The 22365-nt window shown below is 55.1% G+C and carries 29 protein-coding genes; 19 read left to right on the plus strand and 10 right to left on the minus strand.

Features of this window, described 5'->3' with window-relative positions; genetic code table 11:
- Positions 1 to 65: 65 nt before the first annotated feature.
- From SIB88_RS01605 to SIB88_RS01640, 8 genes are all read left to right on the plus strand, one after another.
- Complete coding sequence (locus SIB88_RS01605; protein ID WP_101246728.1) at positions 66 to 509, plus strand: DUF2628 domain-containing protein; 444 nt, start codon at positions 66 to 68, stop codon at positions 507 to 509.
- Positions 506 to 1156, plus strand: coding sequence for an imidazole glycerol phosphate synthase subunit HisH (gene hisH, locus SIB88_RS01610; RefSeq protein WP_101246727.1), 651 nt, complete (start codon positions 506 to 508; stop codon positions 1154 to 1156). The genes SIB88_RS01605 and hisH overlap by 4 nt, the downstream gene beginning before the upstream one ends.
- On the plus strand, positions 1153 to 1707 hold the full coding sequence (locus SIB88_RS01615) for a GNAT family N-acetyltransferase (RefSeq protein WP_228194908.1): 555 nt from the start codon (positions 1153 to 1155) through the stop codon (positions 1705 to 1707). The genes hisH and SIB88_RS01615 overlap by 4 nt, the downstream gene beginning before the upstream one ends.
- Positions 1704 to 2432, plus strand: a complete 729-nt coding sequence (hisA, locus tag SIB88_RS01620) for a 1-(5-phosphoribosyl)-5-[(5-phosphoribosylamino)methylideneamino]imidazole-4-carboxamide isomerase (protein ID WP_114112145.1) — start codon at positions 1704 to 1706, stop codon at positions 2430 to 2432. The genes SIB88_RS01615 and hisA overlap by 4 nt, the downstream gene beginning before the upstream one ends.
- A gap of 23 nt (positions 2433 to 2455) precedes the next feature.
- Entirely contained in the window at positions 2456 to 3217 is a 762-nt protein-coding gene (gene hisF / locus SIB88_RS01625; RefSeq protein WP_250281091.1) for an imidazole glycerol phosphate synthase subunit HisF, read from the plus strand.
- 3 nt (positions 3218 to 3220) lie between these two features.
- Positions 3221 to 3547: a phosphoribosyl-ATP diphosphatase gene (locus SIB88_RS01630; RefSeq protein ID WP_289078596.1), complete on the plus strand. Its 327-nt coding sequence runs from the start codon at positions 3221 to 3223 to the stop codon at positions 3545 to 3547.
- Positions 3548 to 3815: 268 nt separating this feature from the next.
- Positions 3816 to 4187, plus strand: a complete 372-nt coding sequence (locus SIB88_RS01635; protein WP_101246722.1) for a histidine triad nucleotide-binding protein — start codon at positions 3816 to 3818, stop codon at positions 4185 to 4187.
- 101 nt (positions 4188 to 4288) lie between these two features.
- Positions 4289 to 4765 carry a DUF6314 family protein gene (locus SIB88_RS01640; protein WP_412559160.1) on the plus strand — a complete coding sequence of 159 codons (477 nt, stop codon included), beginning with the start codon at positions 4289 to 4291 and terminating at the stop codon, positions 4763 to 4765.
- 39 nt (positions 4766 to 4804) lie between these two features.
- Here SIB88_RS01640 and SIB88_RS01645 read toward each other — a convergent pair whose 3' ends face one another.
- A complete protein-coding gene (locus SIB88_RS01645) occupies positions 4805 to 5731 on the minus strand; it encodes a LysR substrate-binding domain-containing protein (protein ID WP_412559161.1) in 927 nt (308 codons plus the stop codon).
- Between the two features lie 109 nt (positions 5732 to 5840).
- On the opposite strand from SIB88_RS01645, the gene SIB88_RS01650 reads away from it, so the two are divergent.
- The 3 genes from SIB88_RS01650 (at position 5841) to SIB88_RS01660 (ending at position 8239) form a co-directional block, all read left to right on the plus strand.
- A complete protein-coding gene (locus SIB88_RS01650) occupies positions 5841 to 6260 on the plus strand; it encodes a VOC family protein (RefSeq protein WP_101246720.1) in 420 nt (139 codons plus the stop codon).
- A gap of 318 nt (positions 6261 to 6578) precedes the next feature.
- Positions 6579 to 7526, plus strand: a complete 948-nt coding sequence (locus SIB88_RS01655; RefSeq protein ID WP_286885547.1) for a 2-hydroxyacid dehydrogenase — start codon at positions 6579 to 6581, stop codon at positions 7524 to 7526.
- Positions 7527 to 7729: 203 nt separating this feature from the next.
- Positions 7730 to 8239, plus strand: a complete 510-nt coding sequence (locus SIB88_RS01660; protein ID WP_412559162.1) for an SRPBCC domain-containing protein — start codon at positions 7730 to 7732, stop codon at positions 8237 to 8239.
- A gap of 9 nt (positions 8240 to 8248) precedes the next feature.
- Here the strand turns inward: SIB88_RS01660 and SIB88_RS01665 are convergent, their stop codons facing one another.
- Positions 8249 to 9148, minus strand: coding sequence for a LysR family transcriptional regulator (locus tag SIB88_RS01665; RefSeq protein ID WP_412559163.1), 900 nt, complete (start codon positions 9146 to 9148; stop codon positions 8249 to 8251).
- A 113-nt stretch (positions 9149 to 9261) separates the two neighbouring features.
- On the opposite strand from SIB88_RS01665, the gene SIB88_RS01670 reads away from it, so the two are divergent.
- The 5 genes from SIB88_RS01670 to SIB88_RS01690 all read left to right on the plus strand — a co-directional run bounded on the left by SIB88_RS01670 (position 9262) and on the right by SIB88_RS01690 (position 12426).
- Positions 9262 to 10002, plus strand: a complete 741-nt coding sequence (locus SIB88_RS01670) for an SDR family oxidoreductase (RefSeq protein WP_412559164.1) — start codon at positions 9262 to 9264, stop codon at positions 10000 to 10002.
- Between the two features lie 176 nt (positions 10003 to 10178).
- Positions 10179 to 11111 (plus strand): GNAT family N-acetyltransferase, encoded by a 933-nt coding sequence (locus tag SIB88_RS01675; RefSeq protein ID WP_412559165.1) that lies wholly within the window; start codon positions 10179 to 10181, stop codon positions 11109 to 11111.
- A gap of 43 nt (positions 11112 to 11154) precedes the next feature.
- Positions 11155 to 11637 carry a GNAT family N-acetyltransferase gene (locus tag SIB88_RS01680; RefSeq protein WP_412559166.1) on the plus strand — a complete coding sequence of 161 codons (483 nt, stop codon included), beginning with the start codon at positions 11155 to 11157 and terminating at the stop codon, positions 11635 to 11637.
- 107 nt (positions 11638 to 11744) lie between these two features.
- Positions 11745 to 12038, plus strand: a complete 294-nt coding sequence (locus tag SIB88_RS01685) for a phosphoribosylpyrophosphate synthetase (RefSeq protein ID WP_101246714.1) — start codon at positions 11745 to 11747, stop codon at positions 12036 to 12038.
- An 88-nt stretch (positions 12039 to 12126) separates the two neighbouring features.
- Positions 12127 to 12426 carry a phosphoribosylpyrophosphate synthetase gene (locus SIB88_RS01690; RefSeq protein ID WP_101246713.1) on the plus strand — a complete coding sequence of 100 codons (300 nt, stop codon included), beginning with the start codon at positions 12127 to 12129 and terminating at the stop codon, positions 12424 to 12426.
- Between the two features lie 59 nt (positions 12427 to 12485).
- On the opposite strand, the gene SIB88_RS01695 is transcribed toward SIB88_RS01690, so the two are convergent.
- From SIB88_RS01695 to SIB88_RS01705, 3 genes are all read right to left on the minus strand, one after another.
- Complete coding sequence (locus SIB88_RS01695) at positions 12486 to 13997, minus strand: YifB family Mg chelatase-like AAA ATPase (protein ID WP_412559167.1); 1512 nt, start codon at positions 13995 to 13997, stop codon at positions 12486 to 12488.
- 95 nt (positions 13998 to 14092) lie between these two features.
- Positions 14093 to 14518, minus strand: a complete 426-nt coding sequence (locus SIB88_RS01700) for a VOC family protein (RefSeq protein WP_101246711.1) — start codon at positions 14516 to 14518, stop codon at positions 14093 to 14095.
- Between the two features lie 47 nt (positions 14519 to 14565).
- Positions 14566 to 15003 (minus strand): YybH family protein, encoded by a 438-nt coding sequence (locus SIB88_RS01705; RefSeq protein ID WP_286885565.1) that lies wholly within the window; start codon positions 15001 to 15003, stop codon positions 14566 to 14568.
- Positions 15004 to 15212: 209 nt separating this feature from the next.
- On the opposite strand from SIB88_RS01705, the gene SIB88_RS01710 reads away from it, so the two are divergent.
- Positions 15213 to 15692 (plus strand): MarR family winged helix-turn-helix transcriptional regulator, encoded by a 480-nt coding sequence (locus SIB88_RS01710; protein ID WP_286885568.1) that lies wholly within the window; start codon positions 15213 to 15215, stop codon positions 15690 to 15692.
- Here SIB88_RS01710 and SIB88_RS01715 read toward each other — a convergent pair.
- The 5 genes from SIB88_RS01715 to gshB form a co-directional block, all read right to left on the minus strand.
- Complete coding sequence (locus SIB88_RS01715; protein ID WP_286885571.1) at positions 15664 to 16203, minus strand: GNAT family N-acetyltransferase; 540 nt, start codon at positions 16201 to 16203, stop codon at positions 15664 to 15666. The two genes, SIB88_RS01710 and SIB88_RS01715, sit on opposite strands and share 29 nt — an antisense overlap.
- 149 nt (positions 16204 to 16352) lie before the next feature.
- Positions 16353 to 16589 carry a hypothetical protein gene (locus tag SIB88_RS01720; RefSeq protein ID WP_101246708.1) on the minus strand — a complete coding sequence of 79 codons (237 nt, stop codon included), beginning with the start codon at positions 16587 to 16589 and terminating at the stop codon, positions 16353 to 16355.
- Between the two features lie 97 nt (positions 16590 to 16686).
- Positions 16687 to 17331 (minus strand): glutathione S-transferase, encoded by a 645-nt coding sequence (locus SIB88_RS01725; protein ID WP_101246707.1) that lies wholly within the window; start codon positions 17329 to 17331, stop codon positions 16687 to 16689.
- A 48-nt stretch (positions 17332 to 17379) separates the two neighbouring features.
- Positions 17380 to 18849, minus strand: coding sequence for an alkaline phosphatase D family protein (locus SIB88_RS01730; RefSeq protein ID WP_412559168.1), 1470 nt, complete (start codon positions 18847 to 18849; stop codon positions 17380 to 17382).
- A gap of 161 nt (positions 18850 to 19010) precedes the next feature.
- Entirely contained in the window at positions 19011 to 19955 is a 945-nt protein-coding gene (gshB, locus tag SIB88_RS01735; protein ID WP_101246705.1) for a glutathione synthase, read from the minus strand.
- 232 nt (positions 19956 to 20187) lie between these two features.
- Here gshB and SIB88_RS01740 point away from each other — a divergent pair, with 232 nt between their 5' ends.
- The gene (locus tag SIB88_RS01740; RefSeq protein WP_101246704.1) at positions 20188 to 20889 is read left to right on the plus strand and encodes a LolA family protein; all 702 of its coding nucleotides are present in this window, start codon (positions 20188 to 20190) and stop codon (positions 20887 to 20889) included.
- A gap of 552 nt (positions 20890 to 21441) precedes the next feature.
- Complete coding sequence (locus SIB88_RS01745; protein WP_114112132.1) at positions 21442 to 22119, plus strand: EI24 domain-containing protein; 678 nt, start codon at positions 21442 to 21444, stop codon at positions 22117 to 22119.
- Positions 22120 to 22365 lie beyond the last annotated feature (246 nt).

The following is a 22365-nucleotide window of genomic DNA, read 5'->3' on the forward strand; positions in this document are numbered from 1 at the left end:
CTTGATCTGATCGAAAATTTACCGGTGCTGTTGCGAGAACACCGGGACCAGAAAATCGGTTTTCGATGAAGGTTTACACAGTACATATCCATCCCGGCGATGCCGAACCGATGGAAAACGCCATCCTGATCCGCGAAGGGTTCAATTTCTGGGCCTTTCTGCTGTCAGGTCTTTGGGCGTTGTATCATCGGCTGTGGCTGGGATTCTTTGGTCTGGTCGTTGTTTCCATTCTGTGCAGTCTTGCGGTCATGTTCTTTGATGGCGGGCCGGAAATGGATTTCGCCCTGGCGCTTGTTACCGGGATCGGCTTTGGCCTGATTGCCAATGATCTGCGCCGGCGCAAACTGGCGGCACAGGGCTGGAAAATGACCGATATCGTTGCTGGTAAAACCCAAAGCGATGCCGAACATCGCTGTTTTGAGCGTTTGACCATATCGAAACTGCGCGTCCCACAGATGCAGCAAACCACCATATCAACCCCCTCAACCGGGAGCCCATCCTACCCATGAGTGTTGCGATTATTGATTACGGTTCAGGCAATCTGCGCTCTGCTGCCAAGGCGTTCGAGCGTGCCGCCCGCGAAACCGGCTTTTCCGATGCGATCATTGTCACCGATGACCCGGAAAAGGTCCGCAACGCCAGCCATATCGTACTTCCGGGTGTTGGTGCCTATGCCGATTGCCGGGCCGGACTTGATGCCGTGACCGGCATGGTTGATGTTCTGAACGAACAGGTGATCAAGGGCGGCAAGCCGTTCTTTGGCATCTGTGTCGGCATGCAGCTGATGTCATCGGTTGGCCGTGAATTTGCCGATACCCCCGGCCTTGACTGGATCGCGGGCGAGGTGGTTGCGATCGAACCCAGCGACCCGACCCTGAAAATCCCGCATATGGGCTGGAACGAGCTGGTGCTTGATCCCGCTGGCAAATCCCATCCGGTCCTTCGCGGTATTTCGGACGGGGATCACGCCTATTTCGTGCATAGCTATCACATGCATGTAGCCAATCCGGATCAGCGACTGGCATCGGTCTCCTATGGCGGGGAACTGACGGCGATGATCGGGCGTGACAATATGATCGGCACCCAGTTCCACCCGGAAAAAAGCCAGAAAACGGGGCTTACCATCATTGGTAACTTCCTGGGATGGAAGCCATGATCGCACCATCCGATACCATTCAGCCCGGCGTTGTTGCCGAATGCGTGACTGAGCTTTCAGCAGGCGAGCTTTCCGACATCGTCGATGCCTGCACCCAGGCGATTGTCGAGGGTGGCGGATTTGGCTGGCTGACGCCGCCCGATCGCCCGGATATGGAAAAATACTGGCGTGGCGTGTTGCTGATGCCTGGACGGCATCTGTTTGTGTCGCGCGTTGATGGCGTGATTTCCGGTGCGGCACAGCTGATTGAAACACCAGCCAACCTTGAAGCCCAGCGCCATTCCGCCCAGATCACTGGTCATTTCGTGGCCCCTTGGGCCCGCGGGCGCGGCAATGGCAAGGCGATCGTGCGTTCGATTGAATATTTCGCCCGTCAGGCGGGCTATAACGTTTTGAAACTGGACCTTCGCGAAACCCAGAAGGCCGCCATCGCGCTTTATAACGGGCTTGGCTATGTCCGTTGGGGCATCAATCCCTATTATGCGATGATCGACGGCAAAATGGTCGAAGGTTACTATTACACCAAGAAATTACAGGACTCTGATCAGTGAATCTTTATCCCGCAATCGACCTTAAAGACGGCGCATGTGTGCGCCTTTTGCGCGGCGACATGGACAAGGCCACGGTATTCAACAATGACCCCGGCGCACAGGCCGGTGAATTTGTTCAGGCGGGCTGTCACTGGGTCCATATTGTTGATCTGAACGGGGCCTTTGCCGGCGAACCGGTTAACGGTGCGGCGGTTGATTCGATCCTGGCGGCTGTTGACGGCAAAGCCCAGACCCAGCTTGGTGGCGGCATCCGCACCATGGAAACCGTTGATTACTGGCTTAACAAGGGCATCACACGCGTGATCCTTGGCACCGTAGCCCTTCGCAATCCGGATTTTGTCAAGGAAGCCTGCGCGAAATGGCCGGGTCGGGTTGCGGTTGGCATTGATGCCCGTGATGGCTATGTCGCGGTTGAAGGCTGGGCAGAAACGTCGGAAGTTACCGCCCTTGAACTTGCCAAAAAGTTCGAGGATTGCGGGGTTGCCGCCATCATCTTTACCGATATTGACCGCGATGGCGCGATGGGTGGACCGAACATCGAGTCCACCGTCGCACTGGCGTCTGAAATCTCGACCCCGGTGATCGTGTCGGGCGGGGTATCGTCGCTTGATGATCTGATTGCGGTGAAAAAGCATACGAGTGCCGGCATTGACGGTGCGATTTCGGGCCGCGCGCTTTATGACGGGCGTATTGACCTGGCCGAAGCCATCGCAGCCCTTGCGTAATCGAGCAAAACAGGAAACCGACCATGTTAAAAACCCGTGTCATTCCCTGTCTTGACGTCAAGGACGGACGTGTTGTCAAAGGGGTCAATTTCGTTGATCTGATTGATGCCGGTGATCCGGTCGAACAGGCGCGGATTTACGATGCCGAGGGCGCGGACGAACTGTGCTTTTTGGACATCACCGCATCATCTGATAACCGCGACACCATCTTTGACGTGGTTGCCCGCACGGCCGAGGCCTGCTTTATGCCGGTTACGGTTGGCGGCGGTGTGCGATCGCTTGAAGATATCCGCAAGCTGTTGCTGGCCGGTGCCGACAAGGTTTCGATCAATACTGCCGCGGTGAAAAACCCCGATTTCGTGCGCGAAGCCGCGCGCAAGTTCGGATCGCAATGCATCGTGGTTTCCATCGACGCCAAATCGACCGGCCCGGACAAGTTTGAAATCTTTACCCATGGTGGCCGCGAACCGACCGGCATCGATGCCGTTTCGTTTGCAAAACAAATGACCGAATATGGTGCGGGTGAGCTTCTTGTCACTTCGATGGATCGCGATGGCACCAAGTCGGGCTTTAACATCCCGCTGACCCGCACGATTGCGGATTCCGTCCATGTTCCGGTGATTGCATCAGGCGGGGTGGGTACCCTTGACCATATGGTCGAAGGCGTGACCGAGGGTCACGCATCAGCCGTTCTGGCCGCGTCGATCTTCCATTTCGGCACCTATCGCATTCGCGAGGTCAAAGACCACATGAAGGCCGCTGGCATCCCGGTGCGTGAGGAGTAAGTTATGGCTGATCAACACATCCTGGATGCACTTTACGCCACTGTCGCCGCCCGCAAGGGTGCCGACCCGCAAACCAGCTATACCGCAAAGCTGTTTGCCAAGGGCACAGCCAAAATCGCCCAGAAAGTCGGCGAAGAAGGCGTTGAAACCGTGATTGCAGCTTTGGCCGAAACCCCCGATAAGGTCGCATCGGAAAGTGCCGATCTTCTTTATCACCTGACGGTTCTTTGGGCCGATCAGGGGGTAAAACCCGAAGATGTCTGGCAAATTCTGGCCGAGCGTCAGGGCATTTCAGGCATTGCAGAAAAGGCATCGCGCAAGGCTGATTAATCCTTTGTCCTTGCCGTAAAACATATTGCCCTGATCCCCGCATTCCACCCCGCAACGCCCGAACAAGGCCTGTGGCCGCGAAGGTTGGGACGGGCATCGTGCTTTGTGATCATACTTTGGGCTTCATGGTCCGGGCAGGATTGTCGATTTCAGCCCGGAATGACAAAGATGCAAAACCGGCAGAAATTCAAAAATCGAAATTGCACCTGACGCCAAGCCTGTCCAATATGGCAGCCATCGTCAGATTATATCGATCAGGAGCCCCAAGATGGCCGTTCAGCCTTACGATCCGGAAAACATCTTTGCCAAAATCCTGCGCGGCGAAATCCCGTGCACCAAGGTCTATGAAGACGACCATGTGCTGGCCTTCAACGATATCGCCCCACAGGCCCCGACCCATATTCTGGTCATCCCCAAGGGCGCCTATACATCCTATGACGATTTTGCCCTGAATGCGTCGGATGCTGAAATCGTTGCCTATACCCGCGCGATCGGCAAAATCGCCAAGGAAGCCGGTGTGCTCGAAGACGGCTACCGCCTGATCGCCAATACCCGCGACCATGGTCGCCAGGACGTACCGCATCTCCATGTCCATATCATTGGCGGCACCAAGCTTGGCCTGATGTTGCCAAAGGCATAAGCCCCTCCGATACGCAATATACTGACACGCAACATAAAAGGCAGGGTGACCGTATCGCGACCCTGCCTTTTTTATCCCGATCAAAATCAATCCGAATGCCGATGAATACAGCCACGCCCAATGCATCCGATATCTTTGCTGCCCTGGCCGGGAACTGGTCACTGGTGCGCGATCTGGGTGATGCCGGACAGTTTACGGGCAAGGTGACATTTCACGCCGCCGATCCCGATAAACCAAACGTCCTGCGCTATCGCGAAGAGGGGTTTCTGACCCGCACCGATGGCAAACGGTTTGACGGCTACCGCGAATACGACTTTGTGTTGCACGAGGACCCGGCCGCGATCGAGCTTCTGTTTCGGGATCCCTTAAGTTTTGGCAATCGCTATGTGATGCTGCACTTTGGCGAGGATGCGACGGATGGGTTGTGCGCACGTGACATTCATCCGTGCGGCGAGGATTTCTATCATCACTGCATGATCTGGCAGAACGATGATCATTTCGAAACAAAAATAAAAATCACCGGCCCCAAGAAAGACCATCTGCTTCACAGCATCTATCGCCGCAGGCAAGGCGCGTAAGCCGTCAAAAATCCCCAGAAACCGGGAATTTTCGCCAGATCAGACTGGAGTATTGTCCGCGACTTCGCGCAGCAGCCAGTCGCGAAATGCACCAACTTCGGGGGCGTCGATCCGGTTTTGCGGTGTGATCAGGTAATAGGCGCCGGGATTTTGCAAGGTTGCATCACAGACGATCTCAAGCGTCCCGTCGGCAAGCGGCCCTTCGATCAGAACGCGCGGCAAAAGGGCAATACCCATCCCGGCCTTTGCGGCCTCGATCAGCATGAAGAAATGCTCGAACCCCGGTCCGGGGGCCCCCGATATGGTCACCCCATGCGCCTGTCCCCAATCATGCCAGGCCTTGGGCCGGGTGGTGTGGATCAGGCGGGTCTGACCCGAAATCAGGGTTGTCAAATCATCTGACGGATCGGATGCGATGGTTCCGGGTTTGGCGACAACCACCTGAATTTCATCAAAAAGTTTATCGGCACGCGCGTCTTTCCAAGCCCCGTCACCAAAATAAAGCCCGACATCCATCTGGCGTGTTGCAAGATCGGGACTGCGTTCCGGGGTCGCGAAATTAAGCGCCAATGTCTCGATCACCGGGCGGATATCAGGGTGTTCGTTTTGAAATCGTTTCAATCTTGGAATCAGCCAGGAGCTGGCCAGCGTATGCAATGCCCCGATCACCAGACGGCGTTCACCAACTCCGTGGGTGACCAGATCAAGGGTGGCGGCCTCGATCTCGTCCAGGGCACGGCGCAAACTGGGCAAATAGGCCCGTCCGGCTTCGCGCAAAGCCAGTTTCGGGCCATTGCGATCAAACAGCACCATGCCCAGGCTGGCTTCCAGATTGGCGACCTGTTGGCTGATCGCGCCCGGTGTGACCGAAAGTTCGTTTGCGGCACGGGCAAAACTGCCCAGGCGGGCGGCGGCCTCAAACGCGCGGAGCGCATTGAGCGGCGGGGTGGTCGGGCGCAGCGCCATATCAATAGATTTCCTTATGATAAGGGCAGAACTTCTGATTTTGACCGCAATATTATGCTGATTTAAACTGTTTCTAACAACAAAGCATTAGATTATCTAGGAGATTCCCATGTCACTGCCCCCGTTCCATCTGGCCTTCCCGATCAAATCGATTGCCGATACCCGCGCCTTTTACATCGACATTCTTGGCTGTGCCGAAGGACGTTCGACCGAGGCATGGATTGATTTTGATTTCTTTGGTCATCAGCTGTCTGCCCATGTCCGCCCCGAAGCCGGTCAGAACAAGGGTGCTGGCACTGTCGATGGTGATGCGGTTCCGATCCCGCATTTCGGTGCGGTTCTGGAATGGGATATCTGGCATGACCTTGCCGATCGCCTTAAAGCCGCCAATGTGCCGTTCCTTCTCGAACCGAAAATCCGCTTTAAGGGTGAACCGGGTGAACAGGGCACGTTCTTTGTCGAAGATCCGGCTGGCAATGGTCTTGAATTCAAGACGTTTCGTGATCCGGCGATGATTTTCGCCCACTAAACCGAACCGGTCGATCCCGAAACGGGTGATCAAACACCTGCCAATCTGTTCACACGGGTTCGGCAAACGGACAGGCCAGATGCCCTGATACCGGAAATGCACCCGGTCACGACCGGCAAATGCCCAAATAAATGCCCGGTCAATCACACGCCAATTGATTGACCGGAGATGGCAATAGCTGCCATCAATAGACGCGTCAGACTTTGCAAAGGAACGCTTTGCGATCTGGCGCGTTTTACATACTGAAACCTTTGCATATCCCGCCACCAGACCCGTTCGTCCCCCAGGTATCGGGCACCGGAAAATCAGGAGAACACCATGTCAGCCGCCAACAATGCCCCCAATATCCTTATTTCCGCCGCCGGCGAAGACGCCGCTTGGAAAGAGGCAATGGTCGCGCGGCTTCCCGGTGCCAAGATCGTCACCGGCGACGAAAATTACGATCCAGAAACGATTGATTATGCCCTGTTCTGGAAACAGCCACAGGGACTGATCAAGACGCTTTCCAATCTTAAGGCCATTTTCTCGCTCGGTGCCGGGGTTGACCATGTGGTGTCTTCGCCAAGTCTTCCGGCCGATCTGCCGGTCATTCGTCTTGAAGATGCCGGGATGGCGGATCAGATGGTGCAATATCACCTTTATGCCGCCCTGCATTTCATGCGTGATTTCGACATTTACAGCGACCAGCAGGCCAAGGCCGACTGGACCCAGCACCCGGTTGCCCGCATTTCCAAATGCCGGATCGGGGTGATGGGTCTTGGCGCACTGGGCGCAGCAGTTGCCACCGCGCTTTCCTCACTTGGATTTGGCGTATCGGGCTGGAGCCGCTCGATGAAGGCGATTGACGGCATTACCACCTTTGCCGGCAAGGAAACGCTGGGTGAGTTTCTGGGGCAGTCCGACATTCTGATTTGTCTGCTGCCGCGCACGACTGAAACGGAAAATGTCCTTAACAGCACGACGTTGTCCTTTTTGCCCAAGGGGGCTGCGATCATCAATGCCGCACGCGGGGCCATGATCAATGAGGCCGACCTGCTGCGTGCGCTTGATACCGGACATCTGCGCGGGGCGTTTCTTGATGTGGCGGTGACCGAACCGCTGCCCGAAAGCCACCCGTTCTGGGACCATCCGAAAATCCGCATCACCCCGCATATTGCCGCAGAAACCCGGATTGAGGAATCCGTCGAACAAATCGCGGAAAATATCGACCGGATCAATCGTGGTGAAACTCCGCGCGGGCTGGTCAACCGGGAAACCGGTTACTAAGCCACCCACGCGGGAACGCGCAGCCCATCAAACAGCTATACGGGATCTGTATCTCGTACGCCTTTGCGCGGCATGGATCGCAGCATTTCGGTCACTTCGCCCCCTTTGGGCGCGTCGCAATCGGTGGTTTTTCTTGTCGGCGGACGCAAATTCTGAAAAGAAGGGTTTCCGCCCGCAAGGCCCCCGTTCAGACAGGAATTTCAATGTCGGCCAAGACCTTTGTCGCCCTTCGCGTTGACTGTGATCCCCAAACGGCCTTTGACGTTTTTACCAAAGATATTGATCACTGGTGGAAACAGGGACCGCGCAACCGGCTGATTGGCAATCGGCCGGGCATCATGCAGTTTGCCGAAAAGAACGGGACGATTGTCCTTCAGGAAGCAGACAAGCGCCGCCCGGATTTCGTGGTTGAAGCAGGCAAAGTCATCAGTTTCGAGCCTGGCAAACGGTTACGGTTCGAATGGCGCTGGCCGATGGCCGACAGGAACGAGCCGGTGACGATTGTCGATATCGGTTTTGCCCCGGCTGGCCAGCAATGCCGCATTACCCTTGAACATATTGGGCTTGAACGCCTTTCGGCTGGGCATCCAGGCCGCAACGGGCTCAATGACAACCGGTTCAAACCAATGATGACCCATTACTGGCAGGCCCATATGGTTTCATTGCGAAACCGGATCAAAAACATTTGCGGTGCTTCCAGCACGTCGTCCTGACTGCCGCTTTCAAAGATCGGTTTTGGCAAACAGATCCGCCAGCCAGTCGACAAAAACCCGTACACGTGTCGAAAGCTGGCGGTTTTGCGGATAAAGTACTGAAACCGGCATCGGATCGGGTGGGAAATCGGGCAAAACTTCCACCAGCCGACCCGCCCGCAAATCATCCGCCACCCGATAGCGCGGCACCTGAATCAGGCCAAGCCCGGCACTGGCACAGGCCGCATAGCTGTCCGCCCCGGTGACTGAAATGCTTGCGGGCAGGGTGATTTCACGCACTTTGCCATCCACCACGAAATCAAGCGGGATCGGTTTGTCATCCGCGCCAGACAGGAAACTGACCATTTCATGACTCTGGCTTTGCAAATCATCTATGGTGCGCGGTGTCCCGAAACGCACCAGATAATCGGGGCTTGCGATCGTTACTTCATGCAAAAGCGCCAGTCGCCGCGCGATCATGGATGAACTGGCCAGATCGCCACTGCGCAAAACGCAGTCATATCCTTCGTGGATCAGATCGACATACCGATCACCATCGGCAATCACCAGATCAATCCCCCGATAGCGTTCCCGAAAGCCCGAAATGGCCGGAATGACAAAGGTACGCGCCAGCGTCCCCTGAAGATTGACCCGCAAAAGCCCCTTGGGATCGGGATTGGTAAAGCTGGTATCGGCATCTTCAAGATCGGCCAGAATCCGCACACAGCGCTGATAATAGGCTTCGCCATCGCGGGTCGGTTTGACCGTCCGCGTGGTACGTTCAAGCAACCGGGTGCCCAGCCGGTCTTCAAGACGCTGAATGGAATTGGACATGGTTGCGCGCGGGATCAAAAGATCACCGGCCGCCTTGGTAAAGCTTTTGCGTTCTACCACGCGGACAAAGTTGCGCATGTCTTCGAACCGGTCCATCCATACCCCTTATTGTTAATAATTTTCGAACAGTCAATTCGAATATAGGGCAATTATCCGAAAAGTCATCCAAGGCATAGTGCGGGCATCACAGTTAACCAAGGAGACTTTCGATGTCTGCCACTGAAAACAGAACCGCAATCATCACCGGCGCGTCGCGCGGGATCGGCGTTGCCCTTGCCAAACGGCTTGCTGCGGACGGTTTCGCCGTTGTCATCAATTATGCAAGTTCGGCCCAACCGGCCGAAGAACTGGCCGAAAGCCTTAAGGCCGACGGGCATAAGGCAATTGCAATCCGGGCCGATATTTCGCGGCCCGATGCGGTCACCGCCTTGTTTGACAAAACCATTTCCGAATTTGGCGGGGTGGATGTCATCGTCAACAATGCCGGTGTCATGACGACCCAGCCGATCGCCGAAATGGATGATGCCACCTATGACGCGATGATGGATATCAATGTGCGTGGCACCTTCAACATGCTGCGCGAAGGGGCAAAGCATCTGCGCGATCATGGCCGGGTGATCAATTTTTCGACCACCGCCCTGCATCTGAAATTGCCGGGTTATGCGGTCTATAACGCCACCAAGGCCGCGGTCGAGGCCATGACGGCCGTTTATGCCAAGGAACTGCGCGGCCGTCACATCACCGTCAATGCGGTCGCACCGGGTCCGGTTGCAACCGAACTGTTCCTGAATGGCAAAACCGACGAACAGATCGCCCAGTTTTCCAAAATGCCGCCGCTTGAACGTTTGGGTCAGCCCGAAGATATCGCCGGTGTGGTGTCCTTCCTGGCCGGGACCGACTCCGGCTGGGTGGATGGTCAAACCATCCGCGCCAATGGCGGCCTGGCCTGATCTGACGGCTTTCTGGTCCCCCGATCGTCTGGCCCCGTGATCCAGTCACTGATCCAGCTGCCAGTTTCGGCGTGTGATGGCAACCTCGCACGCCGTTTCCATATCAATATATTTGACTTAGTCCATTATTTATTGGACAAAGTCAAATATGAGCACAGATGGCAGGAGCACGGGATATGGATGTCAGACAGATTGACGAGATACGGGCATTCAACCGGTTCTATACCCGACAGGTCGGACTGCTGAGCGAAGGGCTGCATAAAAGCGCCTTTTCCCTGACCGAGGCCAGGGTGCTGTTTGAACTTCATGCCGGTGGTGCGCAGGTGGTTGGCAAGCTTGCAACCACACTGGCGCTTGATCCGGCCTATCTCAGCCGGATACTGACGCGCTTTAAAAAGGCCGGTCTGATCACGCTTTCAACCGACAGCAAGGATCGCCGGGTGCGGGTCGCGGAATTGACCAAACAGGGTCAGGAAATCTATGCCGGGCTTCAGGCGGCCTCGCGCGATGACATTGCATCGCTGATGACGCCGCTTTCAGACAGCCAGCGTGACCAGCTGATCGCTGCGATGAAAACCATCCAGTCGCTTTTGGGATCCGATGATGACATCAAGGCCGCGGACCGTAACAAGCCGGTCCTGATTCGTGACCACCGCCCGGGTGATCTTGGCTGGATCGTGCAACGTCACGGGGCGCTTTATACCGCCGAATATCAATGGGACAGCACGTTTGAAGGGCTGGTAGCAGAAATCGCCGCCAAATTCCTGGCCCATCATGACCCCCGCAAAGAAGGATGCTGGATTGCCGAACATGACGGCAGGCCGGTTGGCGCCGTCATGCTGGTTGGCGAAAGCGATACGGTCGCCAAATTGCGTGTCCTGTTTGTCGAACCCGACGCACGTGGTCTTGGCATCGGCAAACATCTGGTTGATCACTGCATTTCCTTTGCCAGACGGGCCGGTTACGCCCAGATCACGCTTTGGACCAATGGCAATCTGCATGCGGCGCGCAAGATCTATGAGAAGGCCGGATTTGTCATGGTCGCCGAAGAACCCCATCACAGCTTTGGCCATGATTTGATTGGACAAACCTGGACGCTCGGTCTTTAAAGTCCCGCCAGGATCACATCGCCAGTCACCATCGGGGAATGCCATGACCGCCCAATCAGACATTACTTTCCGCTATGCCAATCGTGCGGATCTGCCCGCCATTGTCGCCCTTTTGGCCGATGATGAAAAAGGCAAAACCCGTGAAGAATTCACCGATCCGCTGCCCGATGCCTATTATGCCGCCTTTGATGCCATGGAATCCCAGTCAACAAAGGCACTTCCGAACAAGTATCTTTTGGCGATGTCTGGCGATGATGTTGTCGGCTGTTTGCAATTGACCCTGATTGCCGGGCTGTCGCGCCGCGGCCAGTTGCGTGCCCAGATCGAGGGTGTTCGGGTATCAAGCAAGGTGCGCGGACAGAAGATCGGTGAAAAGCTGATCGAACAATCCATTTCGATTTCGAAATCACTTGGCGCGCATCTTGTGCAATTCACCACGGACAAGACCCGCAAGGATGCCCATCGTTTCTACGAACGGCTTGGCTTTGTCGCCAGTCACGAAGGCATGAAAATGACCCTGGATTGATCCCTGGCCTGGGAATTCATGTGTTGAATTGAGCTTGCGCAATCACATTGCCAACGATTTCTGCTAGACTATTTCTATTCCAGTCAGCACTTGATCGGAGCAATATCATGAACTTGATCGAATTGCAGGATATGGCCCGCGAACGCGGCTTTACCCATATTTTCAGTGCCCGTGACAACCATGTGATCTGCGACGGCCAGGAAGTCAGATACCATGCCGATGATCTGACCATTGTCGATTTCCGAAGTGTCGATAACGGTACCGACCCGGGCGATGATGCCACCCTTTACATGATCGAGGCCAAGGACGGTCTGCGCGGTATGCTGATCGTGCCTGACAGCTTTCACACCGATCCGGACAAGGCGGATCTGGTCGATCATTTGCGCCGCAATCAATCCTGAAATAAGGGTTGGTGATTCCGGTCCGGAACATTCCTGTGGGGTATGACGTTCTGTCGATATCAGGAAAATTTCGATCACGGAGATTCCAATGACCCTCGCAGATCTTCAGGCAAATGCAAAAGAACATGGTTTTACCCATCACTTCATGTGTGAAGACGGTGGCGTGCGCAGTGACGGTACGGGTCACCTGTATAATGCGGATGAGCTGCGCCTGGTACATTCCAGCAGCACCGACCACGGTACTGATCCCGGCGATGATGCGACGATTTTCATGATCGAGGCCAAGGACGGCACCAAAGGCGTGATGATTGTCGCCGATGCCTTTCACGCCGACCCGAACAAAGCCGAAATCATTGATCAGCTGCGCCGTAACCGCGCGACTTACTGACCATGATTAAGTGGCGATGGTTTGATCATTGCCACCAGAATACCGACCAGGGCCCTGAACTAACGGCGATAAACCATCTGCCGATAGTTCAGGGCCTCGGCAATATGGGGGCGTTTCACGGCTTTGCTATCGGCAAGATCGGCAATCGTGCGCGCAACGCGCAGGATACGGTGATATCCGCGGGCCGAAAGCTTCATCTGACGGGCGGCATCCTGAAGCAGACCACGCCCGTCCTCATCAAGCGATGCCGCCTGTTGCAAAACGTCGCCATCGGCCACTGCATTGGTTGATATCGGTTCGTTTTTATATCGCAACATTTGTACTTCGCGCGCCCTGAGCACCCGGTCACGAATCACCGCACTTGTTTCCCCGCTGGCTGGCAGATCAAGTTCTTCGGGCTTGACCGCCGGGACTTCGATCTGAATATCAAAGCGATCAAGAAGCGGTCCTGACAGTCTTGCCTGATAATCCTCGCCACATCTTGGTGCACGGCTACAGGCCAGATCATTATCCCCCAGATAGCCACAACGGCATGGGTTCATCGCCGCCACCAGCTGCACCCGTGCCGGATAGGTCACATGTGCATTGGCACGTGCGACCGAAACCTGCCCGGTTTCAAGCGGCTGACGCAGGGCATCAAGCACATTGCGTTGAAATTCCGGCAATTCATCTAGAAACAGCACACCGTTATGGGCCAGTGAAATTTCGCCCGGCCGTACACGATGCCCGCCACCCACAAGGGCCGGCATCGATGCTGAATGGTGCGGGGTTCTGTAGGGACGGCTGCGGATAAGCCCGCCAGCCGGCAACATCCCCGAGACCGAATGGATGACAGTGGTTTCAAGCGCCTGTCTGGCATCAAGATCGGGCAGGATACCCGGCAACCGGGCCGCCAGCATCGACTTTCCCGATCCGGGTGGCCCCGACATCAAAAGGTTATGGCCGCCGGCTGCTGCGATCTCAAGCGCGCGCTTGGCACTTTCCTGTCCCTTAATATCGCGCAGATCACCATGAAATTCGTTGATTTCCCCGTCATCGCGCCGGGTCGGACGGGCAAGGATCTGGGTGCCCTTGAAATGATTGATCAGGCTAATCAGTGTTTTGGGCGCCAGAATTTCCAGATCACCGGCCCAAAGGGCCTCGGCCCCGTTGTCATGCGGGCAAATGATCCCGCAATCACGTGTCGCGGCCTCCATCGCTGCGGGCAGAACCCCGCCAACCGCGGTGATCCCGCCATCAAGGCCAAGTTCGCCAAGTACCAGAAACTGCGCGATATCTTCATGCCCGATCACATCCATTTCGGCCAAAAGACCAAGTGCGATCGGCAGATCGAAATGCGATCCTTCCTTAAGCAAATCAGCCGGCGCGAGATTAATCGTGATCCGCTTGGGCGGCAGGGCAAGCCCCATGGCAGAAAGTGCCGAACGCACCCGTTCGCGGGCCTCGGACACCGCCTTATCAGGCAGGCCAACCACGGTAAAAGCCGGAAGGCCACTTGCCATTTGCACCTGAACGTCAACTGGGATGGTTTCAATCCCGGCAAAGGCGACTGTCGTGACCCGTGCTGTCATGTTGGCTGATCCCCATAACCCCAAGTTGCAATACTTTGACGGGAAATGGGGATCAGGGCAACAAATCGTTTATCAACAGGGAATTAGGACCACCATCACGCACAGCTTGCCATGTCGTCCGACGACATTTCGGTATTGATCATCCACGGCGTTCCGAACTTGTCGACAAACATGCCATAGCCGGGTGACCAGAAGGTTTTGTCAAACGGCATGGTAACCACACCATCAACGGATAAACGGTCAAAGATGGCTTTTGCCTGTGCGGCGGTATCAAAGTGGAGGGATGCTGTCATGCCCTGCATTTTGTTGAAATAGTCGGGCGGACAATCAGATCCCATCACCTGCCAGCCATCGCCGATCAGGCAGGCATGGGCGATCTTGTCGTTATGTTCGGGCATGTCACCGGCCATCGGCGTATCGCCATAGGCCATCATGATCAGTTCGCCGCCCAGAATGGTCTGATAAAATTCGAATGCCGGACGGCAATTGCCGTCAAAGTTCAGATACGTGATCAATTTCATCGCGGTGATCCTTAAATCAAAGGGGTGGATGACGCAGATATCCTGGCTTATGGCGCCAGATCGAACTGGGCAGCACAATTTTCATAGTCAAACGGTACCGAGAAATGTTCATGCACGATGCGCCAGTGCCCGCCCTGTTTTTCAAGTTGCTTTGTCGCGCGCATCCAGCTGGCCTGTTCACTGCCATCATCGTGGCGCAACCCGCACCGAATCAGGAAATGCACCACCGCAAGATCACCTGACACCCGGATGGAAGGGTCAAGCGGCTGGAAAAAGACCGTGCCCCTTTCGGGCATGCAGCGATGCCAATGGGTGCGATATTGCGCATGACCACGCACTTGCAGCGGCCCGATCGCGTCAAAGGAACAGATATCGTCGCTATAAAGTGCCATCACGGCATCGACATCCTTGTTGCTGGCAAATGTGATCCAGCGGTCAAGAAGATCCAGAATGGCCTTGTGGTCGTCAGATCGCGGATTGGTCATCAGACGGATCCTTTGATGATGCACAGTGCCCCGGCCTATCGTCGGGCGGGGTCATAAACACGGTCGGATGCTCGCTCGGTCGGTCGATCGGTTGCAACACAAACCATAGATATTCAATGGTCACGACTGGCTGCTGAAAACCGGGAAACAGATCAGCGTTTTATGCTTTTCCCGTTTGACAAATACGTTGATATCAACATAATTAATTCATGTCAAAAAAAGAATTCAACCATAACGATCAGACGGTTCCGTTTGCCAATACCCTTATGGTACGGGACTCGTGTCTTTGCCTGCATGTCAGGCGGGCGGCCAGAACAATTGCCCGGCGATTTGATGATGCATTTCGTCCGCTTGATCTGACCAGCGGGCAATATTCATTGCTGATGTCGCTCAACCGTCCTTCGCCACCGCATATGAAGGATGTCGCCGATCTTCTGGCGATGGATCGCACCACACTTACCGCCAATCTCAAACCGCTGGAACGGCGCGGGCTTGTGGAAATTACCCCGGATCCCAAGGACAAGCGCGGCCGTTTGCTCAGCCTGACCAGGGATGGCATGGCGCTTTTGGCGCGTGCCTTTCCAATCTGGAAGGAAACACAAAATCAGCTCGAAAGTCTGGTCGCCGACTCCAATGCCCGACAACTTCTGGCCGATCTGATCAGCCTGTCGCAGGACCCGGAAAAATAGGCGCATCATTTGCACCGGTCTCAAGCCGATATCGCAAAAACTGGCCGCCGTCATGCATAACCGGGCCGTCAAACACTGCCCCGATGCGTTTTAACGCGCCAAGTCTGGTCCGGGTCGGCGGCAACAGGAAGGTAACCCGGGGAATACGCGGATCCGCGCGCGCAAATTCCAGTGCCTTTCGGGTGATTGCCATGCCCAGGCCAAAACAGTCGGCCTTCAATACCAGCCCGAAATCCCAGTCATTTCCTTCCTTCTGGAATCCGCCCCAGCCCACATAGACACCATCACACAAAATTGCCCAGTGGCCGAGCCCGTCACGGGCCCAATATCGGGTTTTGATCATGATAAACCGGTCATAGGCCGCCCGGTCCCAAGGGCCGGACAGTAACGGCATATGCACGCGCAGACGCCGATCAGACATATGCGTAATGATCATGGCCGGATCGATATCGCGCAGATCGACAAAATCGATCTCGGGTCCTGTGGCCGGACGCATCGCATCATGTGACATTCAGTTCTGCCAGCTCGAAAAAGAAAAAGGCGCAAAGGTATCGCACCCATTGCGCCGTCTGGCCGATCAATTGTCAAATCAAGGCAGATCACAACCGATCACATCTGCCCAAGCCCGACCTTGCGGGCCGCGTTCAGTCAGTCAGTCAATCAATCTTCGTCTTTATCGGTTGCTTCGCGCGGCGGAAGGAATTCCTTGCGGCACGGAACGGCTTCTTCATCAACCACGGTCCAGCCGAAATTGCGAAACTTGCCAAAGCTTTCCTTTTTCATGGTGATGCCGCTGGCTTCGTGTTTGCGCACCACACTTGCATCTTCACCATCAATCTTGGCGGCACGGGCCCAGGCGCGTTCGCGCATGGCTTTGGTGATTTTCGGTTCGGGCATCGGAACTCTTTTTTCTAGAAATGCGACAATACCGCACTATAACGCAATTTCGGGCAAGCACGTGCAGTTTGCGATGGCATTACCCCATGCCCGGATATCAGGCAATCGACTTTTGATCATTGTCGTGGGGCAGGTGGAAGACAGTTTCGGTCAGGGATTCACGTTCGGACATGATCGCCATCCAGTCGCGTACCCGCACCGGAATATCAAATCGCCGGTCCGGCCAGCGGAAATCGATATAATAAAGCCCGACCAGAACCGACCAGGTCCCAAGATTGGGTTCCTCGGTCCGCAATTGCGGCAATCCTTCAAGGATGGCATCAATCGCACTTTGAACCGCGGTTGCCTGCCGGTCCATTACGAAATCGGAACGATCAGTTTCTGCGCGCTTTGAATCGGCAAACAGCCGGCCGGTTGCCGTCATCATACCATCGGCCAAACCTTGCCATTTCAGGGCATTAAGGCGATCAATCCCGTCCTGGGGAATAACGCCATCCGATTGTCCGGTCGATCGGGCCAACTGGTCGAGATAGTCACAAATCACAGCTGATTCAAAAACCGCCATCCCGTCTTCAAGGATCAGGGTCGGGACCTTTGCCAGCGGGTTATGTTCGCGCAAGGCCGCATCGGTCCAGGGATCAATCAGGATTTCACTGACCTGCTTTTCCAGACCGAGTTCGCGCAAAACGACCCGTACCTTGCGTGAAAAAGGTGATGTTGGCGAATAGTAAAGTTGCATCATGGTCCAAAGCCCCTTGCCGGTTTCAGGCGTTTTTCACTCTGCAACGCCCTATATCGTCAAATCCGCTGTCCAGCCGATCCCTTCAAGATGCCAGTTCGCATCCCAGTTTTGTCCTTTGCGGTCCAGTGTAAGGTAATTTCGCGCCGCACAATAGGTCCCAATACGCCCGGGCAGCGGTTTTAGCTTGGTCGGGCGATCCGGAAGCGGGTTGTCGCCAATCCAGGCCAGCAACCCAAGACAACGGGCAAAGGCCACCGGCGGTGCGGTATGCGAGATCCCCGATGCCACCAGCTGATGGATGGTTTTTCCCTGTGTTTCAAAGGTGCCGCGCGTGGCGACATGAATTTCGCCTGACAGGATCGTGATGTCGTGATCGTGGTCATTGGCAATCCGTTCAAGCAATTCAAGGAACCGGCACCATTCGCGGCGGTGCCAGCGGCTTTGCCATTGGTCACGCAGGTCGTCTTCGTATTTTTGCGCCCGCGGCAGCATATGCAAAAACATCTCCACCAGTGACAGGCGCGGACCGATCACCGGCACGCTCGACATCAGAAGAATGCGATTGCCCTTTGATACCGTTTCAAGTGCCCCGGGAAGATCACGCCAGCCATGATCGCCCATAATATCATTCGGGGTGCGCTCGGATCGCAGATCCGGCGCGACAAGGCTGATACCGGGATATTCGACCTTCCAGGCAAGACTTTTGCCCCCACGGTCAAGAACCATGTCGGGCAGGGTCTTGTCACTGCCATCGGGACTTGCCGCAAGCTGCATCAAACAGAAGGCCGCACGCGCGCAGGCAAACATACCGCGCGCCACTTCCGATCCCTGGAACCATTTCTTGTGACTGCCCCAGCCATCAAAAATATCGTGGTCATCCCACATCATAAGTGACGGCACACGCGCCAGCATGTGGCTGATCTGTGGCTGTCCGTATATCGCCAGATAATGATCAAGATAGAATTTCAGAACCGCATCGCGCATGTCCTCGGAAAATGCGCTCGACTGTTTGGTGCGGCGGCGCGCCTTGGTCCATCGCACGATGTCGGGATGGCATTCCCAGACACCATCGGCGTAAATCTGATCCCCGCCATGCAACAACAGCGCAAAGGGCCGGTTTTGATGTTCACGGCCAAGATCGGTCCATAACGCATTGCGGTCTTCAAGCGGCCGGTCAAGATCGCCTTCTTCCTGACCATTACAGGACACAAAGCCGATCCGTATGTCCGAACTGAAATCACTGAACACCGTGAATGTTTCAGCATCGAAATGATAACAGGCATCGGGTTTCGCCGGCAGATCAAAATCAAACCGCCAATATGTCCGGCCAAACAGGGTTGCAAGTTCGACCGGTGATACTGCCGCGGCCCCCATCGGGCGTAATTCGGGAATTTCCATCCCCTCGGGCGCAACCACAAGCGCAGCCAACCTTGAAACCCGGTCATCCCCGCCGCGGGCAAACAAAAACGGCCCGAACAGGTCGTTGCCTTTGATTATCTTGGCCTTGCGATCGGTCATGCGGGCGATGTTCCTGCTGTGGAAATGATATGTCCTTGATACGTCTGGTGCGGGTTTTGGTTCCCCGTACCGGCAGTTCAGCAAATCAATCGGCACAAAAAAGGGCAAGCGACCCTGATCACTTGCCCTTTTGTCATTTTGTCATCACCCGATGATCCCGATCAGGAAAGCCGGGTTTCGATCGCATCCCAGATCAGGCTTTCAAGTTTCGACCCGTCAAAACGGTTCACTTCCTGAAGGCCGGTGGGCGAGGTGACGTTGATTTCGGTCATATAATCGCCGATCACATCGATCCCGACAAAGATCAGATCGCGCTTTTTAAGCTCCGGCCCGATGCGTTCACAGATTTCCAGTTCACGTTCGGTCAGCATCGATTTTTCGGCCACACCGCCAACATGCATGTTCGAACGTGCTTCACCTTCGGCCGGAACGCGGTTGATCGCACCCACCGGTTTGCCATCGACCAGAATGATGCGTTTGTCCCCTTTGCGCACGTCAGGCAAATAGGCCTGCACCATCAATGGTTCGCGCGACTGGGCCGCAAACAGTTCAAGCAGGGAATTGATGTTTTCGTCCCCGGGCTTGAGATGGAAAACACCGGCCCCGCCATTGCCAAACAGCGGCTTGACGATGATGTCCTTGTATTCTTCGCGGAAATCGCGAATGCGGGCTGCCGACCGGGTGATCAGGGTCGGGGGCATCAGATCGGGGAATTCGGTGACAAAGATCTTTTCGGGCGCATTGCGGACATGGCCCGGATGATTGACAACAAATGTTTCCGGATGGACGGCTTCCAGAAGGTGGGTGGCCGTGATGTAATTCATGTCAAAGGGCGGGTCCTGACGCATCAGGATCACATCGGTCTCCTTTGCCAGATCAATGATTTTGGGTGCACCCAGATCATAATGATTGCCCTGTTCATAGCGCAGAGTCATCGGGCGGACTTCCGCCTTGATATGACCGCGGTCATAGAACATGTCGTCCGGATGATAATGCAGAAGTTCATATCCGCGCGCCTGGGCTTCGAGGCCCATGACAAAGGTGGAATCCCCCTTGATATCAATTGATTCAATCGGATCCATCTGGATGGCGACGATACGGCTCATTAAACGCGTTCTCCTGTTCACCGGGGCGGTCTGCCCTGACCTGCAAGTCGACAATTGTGGCCCAAAACGGCCAATTGTGATCATTTGCGGGCATTGCTTGACCCGGCTGGCCTTCCCGGCCAAATGATGCGATATGTAAGATGTTGCGATTACATTTGGCAGGATTTTTATCATCCGCCATTCAACTTCCGCAATCGCGATCAATTATTTGTTTTGACGACCAGGCAAGCACATGACGTTTACCCGCAAAAATACGAAGGCATCCTTGAAACATGCTGGCAAGAAATCCCGTTCGGCGATTGCCGCGGGCATTCTGGCCACTGCCATCGGTCTTGGTGCGGTAAGCAGCATGGCGTTTCTGCCCCAGGCAGCCCACGCCCAGTCATCATCGTCGCAGATCAGCCCGGAAATGATCAGCAAGATTGAAAACTATCTTGCCAATATCACCACGCTCAAGGCCGACTTTGTGCAGATTTCATCGGATGGCGGTGCAGCCGAGGGCGAACTTTTCATGGAACGTCCGGGCAAGATGCGGTTCGAATATAACCCGCCGGCCCAGATCCTTCTGGTCTCGACCGGGCATGATTTCATCTATTATGATAAGGAAATCAACGCCCCGACCTATTTCGATATCGACGAAACCCCGGCCGGCATCATCCTGGCCAAGGACATTTCGCTGACCGACAAGGTCAAAATCGTCGATTATCGCCGCACGGCGGAAACCATCCGCGTTGAAATGGTGCGCAAATCCGATCCGGGCGCGGGCAGTGTCACGCTGGTCTTTGGTGAAAAACCGATGCAGTTGCGCCAGTGGATCGTCACAGATCCGACCGGGATTGAAACCACAGTGACCCTTTTCAACACCGAAGAAGGTGTCACCCTTGATCCCGAGCTGTTCAAGTTCGATCGCATCTGGCCGCAAAAGGGCAACTGATCACAAAATTTTTTCATTCGTCGTACCGGATGTGAAAGTGCGTGGCGAACTTCGCCTGTGACTAATTATTTTGTGATTCAAGCCCTTGTCGACATTGGGGTTTCGTAATGAAAATTCCCATTGTTCGGAATCCCTCAAACCTTCGTGAAATGGCCGAAATTTCGGACCGGATGCTATGGCGGAGACCCCGTCTGCTTCCTATATGAGAGTCTGTCACAAGGTTCCCTAAAATGATGGGAACCCGGTGTGAGGAAAAGGTCTCCCCTACCTTTCCTCACGCTCCAGATCATCGGAGCGCTGGCGTCCGGTTCTCCCCCCTGGCCGGACGCCTTTTTTTTGCCCAAACGCTCGGCTAAGATCTACGTCACCCTTGGCATCACTCATGGCATCATCAATGGCATCATCCACGGTATCGCCCGTGGCGGATTTATGAAAGTTGCCTTGCATGTTTGATGATTTCACGGGCTGTTAATTTTAATTGCGTACGACTCTCAGGCATGATTCCCTTATGGATCAGGATCACCCAATGACAGGACAGGATCGACACGTTCGATGATCAACGACTTTCTGAAATCCATCGCACAATTTTCCGACCCGCGTTTTCGCAAGGTCGTTCTGATCGGGGTTGCCGGTGCATTGGCCACCATTGTCGCGCTGTGGGTATTGATCTGGTTCGGTCTGAATTCCATCACCTTTTTCACCGATGGCGGCTGGCTTGAAAGTGCGGTTGACTGGGTGCTTGGCATTGGTCTGACGCTTCTGGTCATTTTGCTGTTTCCCGCAGCCACGGTTCTGATTTCAAGCCTGCTGCTTGATCAGATTGCCGATGCGGTCGAAGACAAGCATTACCCGACCTTGCCCGATACCCGCCCGCAACCGATCCACGAAGCCCTGATCAGCGGTCTTAAATTTGCACTGACCGCGCTTGCGCTTAACATTCTGATTTTGCCGCTGCTTCTTGCGGGGCCGCTTTATGTCATCGCCTTCTACACGATGAACGGGTATCTTCTTTCGCGTGAATATTTTGAACTGGTTGCTGCACGCCGCTATGATGCGCGTACCGTCGAATCCATTCGCAAAAGCCGCCAGAAAAAGCTTTGGGTTGCCGGGATCGGCCTGACCTTCCTGATGACCATTCCGGTGGTCAATCTGGTTGCGCCGATCATCGCGACAGCCTTTATGGTCCATTACTCCGTGCGTCTTGGCACCTTTGTGCCGCAAACTGCATAAACCGGTTTAAAGACATACGGACAACGGACCCCTGAACCGAAACTGCAATACAAGGATCTGGTCATCCAATGTTTGGAAAGAAAAAAGCCAATAAAACAGTCGACAGCAGTGCGGCTTCGTCAGATACATCTGTCAAAGATGGATCAGGCACACTTTCCGGGACCACGACCAAGGCCACCGCGATTGCAGCTGATCACGCCACCGGCATTGCCGAAAAAACAGAAAAACGAAGTGAGCCGCAGCTCT

Source organism: Thalassospira sp. MIT121401 (assembly GCF_047125595.1).
Lineage (GTDB): Bacteria > Pseudomonadota > Alphaproteobacteria > Rhodospirillales > Thalassospiraceae > Thalassospira > Thalassospira povalilytica.